This window comes from Pseudomonas sp. Snoq117.2, assembly GCF_900110545.1.
GTDB classification, from domain to species: Bacteria; Pseudomonadota; Gammaproteobacteria; order Pseudomonadales; family Pseudomonadaceae; genus Chryseomonas; species Chryseomonas benzopyrenica.
The window spans coordinates 422522-435750 of the sequence record NZ_FOED01000004.1 but is presented as its reverse complement, the minus strand read 5'-3'; the positions used below and the strand labels follow the sequence as shown (position 1 = coordinate 435750).

Sequence of the window (13229 nt, the reverse complement as noted above, 5' to 3'; positions counted from 1 at the left end):
GTTGCTGTAACGAGTCACCAGGGTACTGCGCACGTCAGGTGCGTCCCGACAACAATAATGACAGGTGCCGCGACATGAACTCCTCCGCACACTCCACCCATCTTCCGCTCTTCGCCGTTCACCGCCTGCGCATTCGGCGGGACTCACGGCTGCTCGCCTTGCTGGGTCGGCTGTTCTGCCACGAGCGCCAGGGCGTGGTGCTTTGCGCCTCGCCTGGAGCAGCCGTGCTCTTCCGCTCGAGCTGACCTGGGCGGCCTGCGGCCGCCTCCCAATGCCTTATCTCGATAGCCGCGCGCCTGGCTACAGGCGCGTGGGCATCCGATCGCCAGCAAAAAGCCTTACCACCGCAATAAAACAATAACGACTGGAGCTATCTCGATGCGCATGAAAATCCGTTTTGCCACCCTGGCGCTTTCCCTGCTCGTAGCCAGCACGTCCGCCTTGGCCGATCTCAAGGTCGGCGTGAGCATGTCGCAATTCGACGACAATTGGCTGACCTACTTGCGTGAGTCCATGGCCAAGAAAGCCAAGAGCGAGCACGTCCAATTACAGTTCGAGGACGCCCGCGCCGATGTCGTCAAGCAGTTGAACCAGGTGCAGAGCTTCATCAGCCAGAAGGTGGACGCCATCATCGTCAATCCGGTCGACACCGCTGCTACTCGCAACATCACCGAGGCCGCGGTCAAGGCGGGCATCCCGCTGGTCTACGTCAACCGTCGACCGGATGAACTCAAGCTGCCTGAAGGTGTGGTCACCGTAGCCTCCAACGATCTGGAGGCCGGCACCCTGCAGATGCAGTACCTGGCGGAGAAAATGGGCGGCAAGGGCAGTGTCGTCATCATGCTGGGGGATCTGGCCAACAACTCCACGCACAACCGCACCAAGGGCGTGAAAGAGGTCCTGGCCAAGTATCCGGACATCAAGGTGGTGGAAGAGCAGTCCGCGGTCTACCTGCGCGACAAGGCCATGGACCTCATGAGCAACTGGCTGCTGGGCGGCAAGGAATTCAATGCCGTGGCCGCCAACAACGACGAGATGGCGATCGGCGCGGCCATGGCCTTGCAGCAGGCCGGCAAGGCCAAGGGCTCGGTACTCATCGGCGGCGTCGACGGTACCCCGGATGGCCTCTCGGCGATCAAGCGTGGCCTGCTCGCGGTCTCGGTGTTCCAGGATGCCAAGGGCCAGGCCAATGGCGCGGTCGAGGCAGCGATCAAGCTGGCGAAAAAGGAGAAGGTCGAGCAGAACGTCTGGGTGCCTTACCAGCTGATCACCCCTGAGAACGTCGACAGTTTTCAGCAACGTCTGAAGGACTGATAGTCCGCCTCGCTCCAGTCGCTCCAAACCCTTACGCCTTAGCCACCGCCGCGAGCACGAGTCCTGGACCCGTGCTCCGCGAGCGGCTGGGCGGCGTTTGGCTTCCGGGCCGGCAATGGCTCGCTCAAGACAGGCGCCCTGCAGTGCGCCGGTACGTTTCGCCTCATAAATAAAAAATAGAGAGAGCATGATGAACAGAGCTATCACCAGAGTCATGTTGACGGGTTTGTTGGGTGGCACCCTGCCGCTGGCGCACGGCCTGGATTTCTCCGGCTACCTGAGGGGCGGTCTGGGGACGTCCACGGGGTCGCAGTCCCAGCAGTGTTTTCAACTGCCAGGCGCGTCTTCCAAGTTTCGTCTGGGCAACGAATGCGAGCAGTTGGCCGAACTCGCCTTGTCCCACGATCTGCTCAGGCTCGACGACGGCTCGCGCCTCGGGCTCTACGGCATGGTCCAGCTATACAACGCCTATGACCATACGCCGCGCTTCGACGGCGACTTCGGCAGGACCCGTCTGGTCCAGGGCTATGCCTACTGGAACGGCGTACAGGCCCTCAACGGCGGCGCGGTCTGGGCGGGGCGCCGTTACTACAAGCGCAACTCCATCGATATCTCCGACTTCTTCTACTGGAATCAGAGTGCTACCGGTGGCGGCCTGGAAGACATCCCCATTGGGGATCTCAAATACAGCCTGGCCTTCTCCCGCAAGGACAACTTCGACCAGACACGTTACATCAGCCGCTACGATTTCAACGTGGCCGGTTTCCAGACCAACCCCAACGGCCTGCTGGAACTGGGCGCCAGCTACATCGACAAGCCATCGAACATGCAGGACGCGCACAGTGGCTGGTCGGTGACGGCCCAGCACAAGCAGCAGAACTTCCTGAATTGGGGTGGGGTGAATACGCTGGCCCTGCAATACGGCGAGGGGCCCGGGGTAGCGCTGGGTTCCACCGGTGACATCGGCACCCGACGCGACTCAGCCAGCTATCGCCTGGTGGAGTTCTTCGACTGGCAGATCGGTCCGCGCTGGGGTGGTCAGTTGCAATTCGTCTACCAGACCGACAAGCGCGATACGGGTGACCAGCACTGGTTGTCCACCGGCGGCCGGACCGTCTATGGCTTCGCCGAGCAGTGGAAGCTGGCGACCGAGCTTGGCTACGACCAGGTCCAGGCACCCGGTGGTACCCGCAAGCTGACCAAGCTGACCCTCGCGCCGACCTGGTCGCCGCGCGGGTTGACCTTCAAGAACGCCCATCCCGAGGTTCGCTTCTACGTGACCTATGCCAAGTGGAATCGCGCAGCCCAGGACGCGGCCAACCTGCTGGCGGCGGGATCGGCGCTTTCCGATACCGGCAGCTTCGGTTCCTCGCTGGATGGCGCCAATCTCGGCGTACAACTCGAGCATTCCTGGTAGACCAGGGTACGACCGGTCGATGCCAGTTATTAAAATTCCAAACGCTATTGATATGGAATTTTTTTTCTAATAGATTGCGAGTCATTGACCGCCAAGGCGGGCACGGGTCGCCGTGTACCGCCGCTCCAACAATAAGTAGGTGATGTCGATGTTTCAGAGCCCCGCTGCCCGTCCGTCCATTTTCCGTCGTCTGCTACTCGCCCTGGTCCTGGCCTCGCTGCCAGGTCTATCCCTGGCGGAGCTGCGCATCGGCGTTACCGTCGGCAATCTCGACAATTACATCGCCTACCTGGTCCGCGCCATGCAGGACCGTGCCAAACAGGTAGAGGGCGGCGCCACCCTGCAGGTGGAAGACTCTGCTAGCGATGTGGTCCGTCAACTTGGCCATGTCGAGAACTTCATCGCCCAGAAGGTCGATGTGCTCATCGTCAATCCAGCCGATACCGCGGCTACCCGCAAGATCACCCAGCGTGCCACTGCCGCCGGCATCCCTTTGGTCTACCTCAACAGCCGCCCGGAAGTGGAGAGCTTCCCGGCCGGGGTGGTGTTCGTGGGCACCGACGAGCGCGCCATCGGCCAGCTGCAGATGGAGTATCTGGCCAAGCAGATGGGCGGCAAGGGCCACCTCGCCATCCTTCTCGGCCGCCTGGCCCATGACGACACCCGCAAGCGTACGGCCGGCGTCAAGGACGTACTGGCCAAGTACCCGGATATCAAGGTGGTGGAGGAGCAGTCCGGCGACTGGCAGCGCGAGAAGGGGCTGGACCTGATGAACAACTGGCTGCTGGGCGGACGCGAGATCGACGCCGTGGCGGCCAACAACGACGAGATGGGCATTGGCGCGGCCATGGCCCTGCAGCGCGCCGGTCGCCGGGACATTCCCGTGGGCGGTATCGACGGCACTCCCGATGGCCTCGCCGCTATCGCGCGCAAGCAGCTGGCCGTGACGGTGCTGCGTGATCCGGTGGCCATGGGCAACGGCGCCGTGGACGCTGCCGTCAAGCTTGCCCAGCACCAGGCGCTGCAGGGTGATCTCTGGATCCCGGTGCATCTCGTCACCCCGGACAACTATCAGCAGTTCCAGCGTCAATGACCTAAACCGCCGGCCGGCTCAGCACGGCCGGCGAGGAGATCGTGATCATGCTCAGTCCTGCCACCCCTGCGGCTGTAATTCCGCTATCGGCCACGGCCGCGCCCAGCGAATACCTGCTGGAAATCGTCGATGTCACCAAGGAGTTTCCCGGCGTCAAGGCGCTGTCCCACGTGCAGCTGCGGGTGCGTCCCGGCACCGTGCTGGCACTGATGGGCGAGAACGGCGCGGGCAAGTCGACGCTGATGAAGATCATCGCCGGCATCTACCAGCCCGATGCCGGCGAAGTGCGGTTGCGCGGCGTGCCGGTGCGCTTCGAGACACCGTTGCAGGCGCTGCAGTCGGGGATCGCCATGATCCACCAGGAACTCAACCTGATGCCCTTCATGACCGTTGCCGAGAACATCTGGCTGGGTCGCGAACCACTCAATGCCCTGCACCTGGTGGACCACGGCAAGATGCGTCACCAGACTCAGGCATTGCTGGACCGGCTGCGCATCGCCCTGGATCCGGAGGACAGCGTGGGCAGCCTGTCCATCGCCGGACGGCAGATGGTGGAGATCGCCAAGGCGGTGTCCTACGACAGCGTTGTGCTGATCATGGACGAACCCACCTCGGCCATCACCGAGACCGAAGTGGCGCACCTGTTTTCCATCATCGCCGACCTCAAGGCCCAGGGTAAGGGCATCGTCTACATCACCCACAAGATGGACGAGGTGTTCCAGATCGCCGACGAGGTCGCGGTGTTCCGCGATGGCCAATACATCGGCCTGCAGCGCGCCGACAGCATGAACGGCGACGGCCTGATCGCCATGATGGTGGGGCGCGAACTGACCCAGCTGTTCCCGGAGCGGACCGCGCCGCGCGCCGAGGTGCTGCTGTCGGTGCGCGACCTGGCGCTGGATGGGGTGTTCTCCGGCGTCTCCTTCGACCTGCGCGCCGGCGAGGTGCTGGGCATCGCCGGGCTGATGGGCTCGGGGCGCACCAACGTCGCCGAGACGCTGTTCGGCGTGACCCCGGCCACCGCTGGCGAGATCCGCATCGACGGCCAGTCGGTGCGTATGAACGATCCCTGTCTCGCCATCCAGAAAGGGCTGGCGCTGCTGACCGAAGACCGTAAGGACACCGGCATCTTTCCCTGCCTGTCGGTGGGGGAAAACATGGAGGTGGCGGTGTTGAAGGGTTTCGCCAGCGGCGGCTTCGTGCAGCAGCAGCGCCTCGACCAGCTCTGCGAGGAGATGCGCCAGCAGCTGCGGGTGAAGACGCCCTCGCTGGACCAGTGCATCGCCAATCTCTCCGGCGGCAACCAGCAGAAGGCGCTGATCGCCCGCTGGCTGATGACCCGCCCGCGCATCCTCATCCTCGACGAGCCCACCCGCGGCATCGACGTCGGCGCCAAGGCCGAGATCTACCGGCTGATCGCCAAGCTGGCCGCCGAGGGCCTGGCGGTGATCATGATTTCTTCCGAACTGCCCGAGGTCCTGGGCATGAGCGATCGGGTGATGGTGATGCACGAAGGCACCGTCACCGGCTTTCTCGATCGCGGCGAAGCCACCCAGGAGCGGGTCATGCACCTGGCCTCGGGTAATCCCGTACTGCACTAGCGCGCGTCATGCGCGGCGGGTGCCTACCCGCCGCCTCCGGCCTACAACGAGGTAGAACAAGATGAGTGCCCTCCTGGACAAGAAAACCGCCGAGCTACCCACCGCGCGCCCGCGGCGCCGCATCCCCACCGAGCTGGGCATCCTGCTGGTGCTGCTGGGCATCGGCCTGGCCTTCGAGGCCTTCGGCTGGGTCCTGCGCGACCAGAGCTTCCTGATGAATTCCCAGCGCCTGGTGCTGATGATCCTGCAGGTCTCGATCATCGGCCTGCTGGCCATCGCCGTGACCCAGGTGATCATCACCACCGGCATCGACCTCTCCTCCGGCTCGGTGCTGGCGCTGTCGGCCATGGTGGCGGCGAGTCTGGCCCAGACCTCGGACTTCGGCCGCGCGGTGTTTCCCTCGCTGACCGACCTGCCGGTCTGGGTGCCGGTCATGGCCGGCCTCGGGGTGGGGCTGCTGGCCGGCGCCATCAACGGCAGCATCATCGCCGTCACCGGTATTCCGCCCTTCATCGCCACCCTCGGCATGATGGTCTCGGCCCGCGGCCTGGCGCGCTACTACACCGAAGGCCAGCCGATCAGCATGCTGTCCGACGACTACACCGCCATCGGCGCCGGGGCCATGCCGGTGATCATCTTCCTGGTGGTGGCGGTGATCTTCCACATCGCCCTGCGCTACACCAAGTACGGCAAGTACACCTATGCCATCGGCGGCAACATGCAGGCCGCGCGCATCTCCGGCATCAATGTCAAGAAGCACCTGATCATCGTCTACAGCATCGCCGGCCTGCTGGCGGGCCTGGCCGGCGTCGTGGCCTCGGCCCGCGCTGCCACTGGCCAGGCGGGCATGGGCATGTCCTACGAACTGGACGCCATCGCCGCGGCGGTGATCGGCGGCACCAGCCTGGCGGGCGGGGTAGGGCGCATCACCGGCACCGTGATCGGCGCCCTGATCCTCGGCACCATGGCCAGCGGCTTCACCTTCCTCGGGGTGGACGCCTACGTCCAGGACATTATCAAGGGCCTGATCATCGTGGTCGCCGTGGTCATCGACCAGTACCGCAACAAGCGCAAGGCCAAGCGCTAGGGCTGGCGCCTTCCCCTCTCCCTGGGAGAGGGCCGGGGTGAGGGTCGAGCCCGCACCCGATTGCTCTTCCCCCTCTCCGCTGGTAGAGGACCGGGGTGAGGGCGAGCCAGCACCCGATTGCTCTTCCCCCTCTCCCGCTGGGAGAGGGCCGGGGTGAGAGGCCGAGTCACACCTGACCGCTTTTCCCCTTCTCCCCTTGGGAGAGGGCCGGGGTGAGGGCGCCCCCACCCCTAAGCCATCCCTTTCACCCGGTCGGCTACTGGCTTGGCCGGCCGGGTCTTTCTACACCCCTGACGGAGAACGACATGCGCGACATCGGCATCGGTCTGATCGGCACCGGCTTCATGGGGCATGCCCACGCCCAGGCCTTCCATCACGCGGCCAGCAGCTTCGCGCTCCCGGTCCGCCCGCGGTTGGTGGCCCTGGCCGATGCCGATCCGGAGCGCGCCGCTCGCTGCGCCGACGCCTGGGGCTTCACCCGCAGTTGCGACTGGGAGCGCCTGATCGCCGATCCCCAGGTCGAGCTGGTAGCCATCACCACCCCCAATCTGCTGCACGCACCCATGGCCCTGGCCGCCCTTGCGGCCGGCAAGGCGGTCTACTGCGAAAAGCCCCTGGCGGTGAGCCTGGAGGAGGCGGCGCAGATGCGCGACGCCGCGCGCCAGGCCGGGGTGGTCAATCGGGTCGGCTACAACTACCTGCAGAATCCCATGCTCAAGCAGGCGCGCGAGCTGATCGAAAGCGGAGAACTGGGCGAGATCGTCAGCTTCAGCGGCGAATTCAGCGAAGACTTCATGGGCGATCCCCAGGGGCCCTTCACCTGGCGCTGCGAAACCCGCCAGGCCGGCGGCGCCCTGGCCGATCTGGGCAGCCATATCCTGTCACTGGCGCGCTTCCTGCTCGGCCCGGTGGCGGCGCTCTGCGCCGATCTGCACACCGCCCATGGCCAGCGGCCCCATCAGGGTGGCCCCCGGGCGGTGGAGATCGACGACCAGGCCCATCTGCTGCTGCGTTTCGCCAATGGCGCCCGCGGCACCCTGACCACTAGTTGGCTCAAGCACGGGCGCAAGAATCGCCTGGCCTTCGAGGTCTGCGGCACCCGCGGCACCCTCAGCTTCGACCAGGAGCGCCTCAACGAACTGCGCCTCTACCAGGTCGGCGACCGTCCGGGCCTGGCCGGTTTCCGTACCCTGCTGGCCGGTCCGCACCTGCCGGACTACGCCGCCTTCTGCCCGGCGCCCGGCCACCAGCTCGGCTACAACGAGCTCAAGACCCTGGAGGTCCGCTCGCTGCTGGAAGCCCTGGGCGGCAACCCCGGGCATACCGGTGTCGACTTCCAGGAGGCCTGGGAAGTGGAGCGCCTGGCCCAGGCCGCGCGGCAATCGGCCCAGGAGGAGCGCTGGGTCAGACTCTAGTCTGGGGTAGGATGCTGGGATCATCCCGCGTGAGGATTGTCCCTTTTCCATGACCACACTCTCCGGCGACGGCCTCACCCCGGTCCGGCGCATGAAGCTCATCGCGCTGCTGCTGCTGTTCCTGGCGGCGGCGCTCTACTGCCTGGCCACCGCCCTGGAGGCCCGCCACCCGGCCTGGGGCTACGCCGCCGCCTTCGCCGAGGCGGCCATGGTCGGGGCCATCGCCGACTGGTTCGCGGTGACCGCGCTGTTCCGCCATCCGCTGGGCCTGCCGATTCCCCATACCGCCATCATCCCGCGCAACAAGGCCGGGGTCGGGCGCAAGCTGTCGGACTTTATCTGCCTGCACTTCCTCGCCACGCCCCAGGTGCTGGCCAAGCTGGAAGAACTGGACGCGGCCGGACGCCTGGCCGGCTGGTTGCGCCAGCCGGACAACGCCGCTGCGGTGGCCAGCCAGGCCACTGGTGTCGCCCGCTACTCCCTGGAAGCCCTGCGCGAGGTGCGGGTGCAGGCCTTCATCCGGCGGGTGGCGGTGGAGCGGCTGCAACGCCTGGACGTGGCGGCGCTGTCCGGCGAACTGCTCGACATGCTGACCGCCGACGACCGTCACCAGGCGGTGCTCGACGAGGTGCTACAGGAGATCGATCGCCTGTTGCAGGACGAGGACACCCAGGCGCTGATCGCCCGCACCATCGGCGGCGAGTTGCGCACCCTCAAGTACCTGGGGCTGGACGAGCGGGTCGGGCGCTGGTCGGCGATCAAGGTGGTGCAGGCGGTGTCGCGCCTGATCGGCGAGATCAGCCACGACCGCGAACACGAGTTACGCCGGCACTTCGATGGCTATCTGGTCGGCTTCATCGAGCGCCTCAAAGAGGACCCGGCCTTTCGCCTGCGCGGCGAGCAACTACGTGATCGATTGCTTGCGCATCCGGCGCTGGCCGGCTATCTGCAGGAGCTGTGGGACGAACTGGTGAACTGGCTGCAGGCCGATCTCGCCGCTCCGGATTCGCGCATCCGCCGCCGCCTAGGCCGGCTGCTGGCCGAGCTGGGCGAAACCCTGAGTCGCGACGAAGCCATGCGGCGCTGGATCAACGAGCAGCTGATGGCGGTGGCACCGCCCTTCATCGACCGCAACCGCCAGCGCATCGGCGACTACATCGCCGCCCGCGTGGCCGCCTGGGATACCCGCGAGCTGGTCCAGCAACTGGAGCAGAGCGTCGGCAAGGACCTGCAATTCATCCGCATCAACGGCACTCTGGTGGGCGGCCTGGTGGGACTGGTGCTGCATGCCCTAACGGTGTGGTTGGGGCCGGGGTAGGGCGCAAGAGTGCATCGCGACCAAGGCCGCGATAGACCGTAGGTTGGGTTGAGACAGTTCCATCGTCGAAGCCCAACATTGGCGGCCCCGAGGCGATGTTGGGCTTCGCTGCGCTCAGCCCAACCTACCGCGGCCCGTAGGAGCGGCCGCATCGTCGGACCGCCATGGCCGCAATTGACTCTTCCTCTCCCTCCGGGAGAGGGCCTGGGTGAGGACAAGCCCGGACGCCAAACGCCAAGGCCCACTTCCACCCATCACCCCACCCGCACCCAAGCGGCGCCGCGCGGACTAATCCCTAGAGTCCCTGTCCCGAGCGTCCCATGTATCGAATCGGCTTTGCCTGCATGTACCGTCATCCCGAGCGCAGTCTGTCGCTCAAGGCACTGGAGCAGGTCGAGCGGGCCTTCAACACCCGTACCACCACCCTGCGCTGGCTGGGCAGCGTCGAGCGCGCGGCCGCCGAAGCCAAGTTGCTGGACGTGGTCACTCACAACCTGGATGCCCAACTGAGATTCGTCGAGCACGTCGCCGACCTGCCGGACAATCTGCGCATGCTGCGCCTGAGCAGCGATCTGCTGCCCTTCTACAGCCACGCCGAATTCGCCTACTTCTATCGTTCCCAAGAGTTGCAGGCGCTGCTGGCCGATCGCTTCGGTCGGCTGGGCGAGCTGGCCCGCCGCCGCGATGTGCGGCTGTCGCTGCATCCCGGGCAATTCTGCGTGTTGGGCTCGGATCGCCCCGAGGTGGTGGAGAACAGCCTGAAGGAATTCGAGTACCACGCCGACATGATCCGCCTGATGGGCTACGGCCAGAAATTCCAGGACTTCAAGTGCAATGTGCACATCGCCGGCCGCCTGGGCGTGCCCGGCATTCGCGCGATCTGGCCGCGACTCTCCACCGAGGCGCGCAACTGCATCACCTTCGAGAACGATGAAAAGACCTACGGCGTCGACGACTGTCTGCAACTGGCCGATCTCGCCCCGGTGGTGCTGGACATCCACCACTGCTGGATCCATGAAGAGGCCTACATCGATCCCTGGGAGCCACGGGTGGCGAGGATCATCGACAGCTGGCGCGGGGTGCGTCCGGCCATGCACTACTCCCAGCCGCCGGAGGCCTTGATGGAAATGGGCGTGTCGCCCACCGAGCGGATCGACATCAAGTTTTTGCTGCAGCAGATCAGCAAGCGGGTGCTCTATGCCCACAGCGACATGATGTGGAACGACTGGTGCAACCGCTACGCCTGCCAGTTCCTCGACCGTTTCGACATCATGTTCGAAGCCAAGCACAAGAACGTCACGGTGCGGCATTTCTATGACCGCTACCTGGGCGGCGACGGCAGTCTGCCGCCGGCGGATCACGGCATTCTTTCGTAGGTTGGGCTGAGACGGCTCCATCGTCGAAGCCCAACGGGGGTGTTCGACCTTGGCACTGCTGGGCTTCGCTGCGCTCAACCCAACCTACTGTCTCGTCACGTAGGTTGGGTTGAGACGGCTCTATCGTCGAAGGCCAACGGGGGGTTCGACCTTGGCACTGTTGGGCTTCGCTGCGCTCAACCCAACCTACGAAAACGGCTCTCACTGCAACATGCCGCAACGAGCCTAGCGGGCGACAGGCTGGAAGAACCGCTTAACTCAAGGGTCATCCTTTCGAAACGATCGTCGCGAGGCCCGCCATGCCGACCCGTCGCCATTTCCTGCAGACCACCACCGCCCTGGCCGCCGCCGTGACCGCCGCACCCTGGCTATGGCAGAGCGTCCAGGCCGCCGAGCCGCTGCTGACCCGCAAGATCCCCCGCAGTGGCGAGGCCCTGCCCGTCATCGGTCTCGGTACCTCGGGCAATCTCGATGTCGACTTGAACGACGCCGCCCTGGCGCCGCTGCAGGAGGTGCTCAAGGCGCTGCTCGACGGCGGTGGCAGCCTCATCGACACCGCGCCCAGCTATGGCAACTCCGAACGGGTGGCCGGCGAGCTGGTGAAGCGGGCCCAGGCCCGGGAGCGGGTCTTTCTCGCCACCAAAGTATCGGCTACCGGCCGCGAGCGCGGCGCGGCGCAACTGGCCGCCAGCTTCAAGGCCCTGCAGACCGATCGCCTGGACCTGGTCCAGGTGCACAACCTGCAGGACACCGCCAACCAGCTGGCCCTACTGCGCGAACAGCAGCAGGCCGGCAGGGTGCGCTATGTCGGCGTCACCCACTATCGCGAGGCGGCGCTGGACGATCTGCTGGCCACGCTGAAGCAGGAAAAGGTCGACTTCGTGCAGTTCAACTATTCGGTGGGGGAGCGCGAGGCGGAAAAGCACCTGCTGCCCTATTGCCGGGACCAGGGTATCGCCGTGCTGATCAATCGACCCTTCCAGCGCGGCAATCTGCTCTCCGGCACCCGCGGTAAACCCTTGCCGCCGCTGGCTGCCGAACTGGGCGCGACCAGTTGGGCACAGCTGCTGCTCAAGTTCATCCTCGCCGACCCGGCGGTGACCGCGGTGATTCCCGCCACCAGCAATCCGCGCTACATGGTCGACAACCTGCAGGCCGGCCGCGGTCGCCTGCCGGATGCACGCCAGCGTGAGGCCATTGCCAGGCTGTTCGCCTAGATGAAGGACTGGCTCGGTCGCGTCCTCGACGCCCGCGCCGGTGAGTCGTCCGCGGCCCTGGCCGGCTTCGCGCTGTTTCTCTGCCTGTTCGCCGGCTACTTCATGCTGCGGCCGATCCGCGAGGCCATGGGCATCGCCGGTGGCGTGGAGAATCTGCAGTGGCTGTTCACCGCCACCTTCCTGGTGATGCTGCTCGCCGTGCCACTGTTCGCCTGGCTCAATTCGCGGGTGGCGCGGATTCGCTTCGTCGACTGGGTCTACGGCTTCTTCGCCCTCAACCTGCTGGCCTTCGCCGCCTGCTTCGCCAGCTTAGGTGATAGCGTCTGGCTGGCGCGTACCTTCTATGTCTGGATCTCGGTCTACAACCTCTTCGTGGTCTCGGTGGCCTGGAGTCTGATGGCCGATGTCTTCGACGGCGCTCAGGCGCGGCGGCTGTTCGCCTTCATCGCCGCTGGGGCCAGTGTGGGTGGGCTGCTCGGCCCGGTATTGGCCGCCGTCCTGGCCCCGCTGATCGGCGAGGCGGGCCTCGCGCTGCTGGCCGCGGCGTTGCTGCTCTTGGCGCTCAGGCTCAAGGCCTATCTGATGGGCTGGCGCGAGACCCGCGGTGCCGGACGCCCGGGTGCGCCGCCGACCGAAAGTCCGCGTCGCCCGGTGGCCGGCAATCCCTTCAGCGGCCTGACCCGGGTGCTGGCCTCGCCCTATCTGCTGGCGGTGAGCGCCTTCGTCATCCTGCTGGCCACGGTCAGCACCTTTCTCTACTTCGAGCAGGCGCGACTGGTGGCCGAGCTGTTTCCCGATCGCGCTCGCCAGGTGCAGGTGTTCGGCCTGCTGGACTTCGCGGTCCAGGCCGGCGCCCTGGTCAGCCAGGTGCTGATCACCGGTCGCCTGGCCCAGCGGCTCGGGGTACGGGTGCTGCTGGCCGGGGTGCCGCTGCTGATGTGTATCGGCTTCCTCGGGCTGGCGCTGCTGCCCACCTTCGCCATGCTGGCCGGGCTGATGATCGTCAGGCGGATCGGCGAATACGCCTTCATCCGCCCGGGGCGCGAGATGCTCTTCGCGCCGCTGGACGCCGAGACCCAATACAAGGCCAAGAACTTCATCGACACCGTGGTCTATCGCGCCGGTGACGCCGCCAGCGGCTGGGCCAAGAGTCTGCTGGATCTGCTCGGCCACGGCGCCTGGCTGCCGGCCCTCGTCGGTGCCGGTTGCGCGGCGCTCTGGGCCTGCCTGGGTTTCTATCTGGGCCGCCGCGCAGATCAGGCAGCCCTGGCGGACGAAGCGGAGCGGCGCTGAATGCCGGCTGAATCGTTGTAGCCGGAAACAACCCGGGGCTCCGAGGGGCGACCGACGGGGTGCTAAGGTAGGCCCTTCTCCTTGCCTCTGGGCCCTCC

At 65.9% G+C, this 13229-nt stretch carries 11 protein-coding genes; all 11 read left to right on the top strand.

Translation table 11 applies throughout. The features are described from left to right. Positions 1 to 74 precede the first annotated feature (74 nt). The 11 genes from BMZ43_RS26535 (at position 75) to BMZ43_RS13795 (ending at position 13131) form a co-directional block, all read left to right on the top strand. On the top strand, positions 75 to 245 hold the full coding sequence (locus tag BMZ43_RS26535) for a hypothetical protein (RefSeq protein WP_156522377.1): 171 nt from the start codon (positions 75 to 77) through the stop codon (positions 243 to 245). Positions 246 to 378: 133 nt separating this feature from the next. Beyond that, positions 379 to 1314, top strand: coding sequence for a sugar ABC transporter substrate-binding protein (locus BMZ43_RS13840; RefSeq protein ID WP_017641129.1), 936 nt, complete (start codon positions 379 to 381; stop codon positions 1312 to 1314). 190 nt (positions 1315 to 1504) lie between these two features. Then, positions 1505 to 2731 carry a maltoporin gene (locus BMZ43_RS13835; protein ID WP_082731542.1) on the top strand — a complete coding sequence of 409 codons (1227 nt, stop codon included), beginning with the start codon at positions 1505 to 1507 and terminating at the stop codon, positions 2729 to 2731. Between the two features lie 148 nt (positions 2732 to 2879). After that, on the top strand, positions 2880 to 3824 hold the full coding sequence (locus BMZ43_RS13830) for a sugar ABC transporter substrate-binding protein (RefSeq protein ID WP_068385082.1): 945 nt from the start codon (positions 2880 to 2882) through the stop codon (positions 3822 to 3824). Between the two features lie 47 nt (positions 3825 to 3871). Then, complete coding sequence (locus BMZ43_RS13825) at positions 3872 to 5425, top strand: sugar ABC transporter ATP-binding protein (protein ID WP_093254350.1); 1554 nt, start codon at positions 3872 to 3874, stop codon at positions 5423 to 5425. Positions 5426 to 5486: 61 nt separating this feature from the next. Beyond that, a complete protein-coding gene (locus BMZ43_RS13820; protein ID WP_017641125.1) occupies positions 5487 to 6512 on the top strand; it encodes an ABC transporter permease in 1026 nt (341 codons plus the stop codon). Between the two features lie 305 nt (positions 6513 to 6817). Beyond that, positions 6818 to 7927, top strand: a complete 1110-nt coding sequence (locus tag BMZ43_RS13815; protein WP_017641124.1) for a Gfo/Idh/MocA family protein — start codon at positions 6818 to 6820, stop codon at positions 7925 to 7927. Between the two features lie 49 nt (positions 7928 to 7976). Then, entirely contained in the window at positions 7977 to 9245 is a 1269-nt protein-coding gene (locus BMZ43_RS13810) for a DUF445 domain-containing protein (RefSeq protein WP_093254347.1), read from the top strand. 320 nt (positions 9246 to 9565) lie between these two features. Continuing rightward, positions 9566 to 10621 carry a UV DNA damage repair endonuclease UvsE gene (gene uvsE, locus BMZ43_RS13805; protein ID WP_093254344.1) on the top strand — a complete coding sequence of 352 codons (1056 nt, stop codon included), beginning with the start codon at positions 9566 to 9568 and terminating at the stop codon, positions 10619 to 10621. Between the two features lie 299 nt (positions 10622 to 10920). Next, the gene (locus BMZ43_RS13800) at positions 10921 to 11838 is read left to right on the top strand and encodes an aldo/keto reductase (RefSeq protein ID WP_064309330.1); all 918 of its coding nucleotides are present in this window, start codon (positions 10921 to 10923) and stop codon (positions 11836 to 11838) included. Beyond that, complete coding sequence (locus BMZ43_RS13795) at positions 11839 to 13131, top strand: NTP/NDP exchange transporter (protein WP_093254342.1); 1293 nt, start codon at positions 11839 to 11841, stop codon at positions 13129 to 13131. Positions 13132 to 13229: the final 98 nt, after the last annotated feature.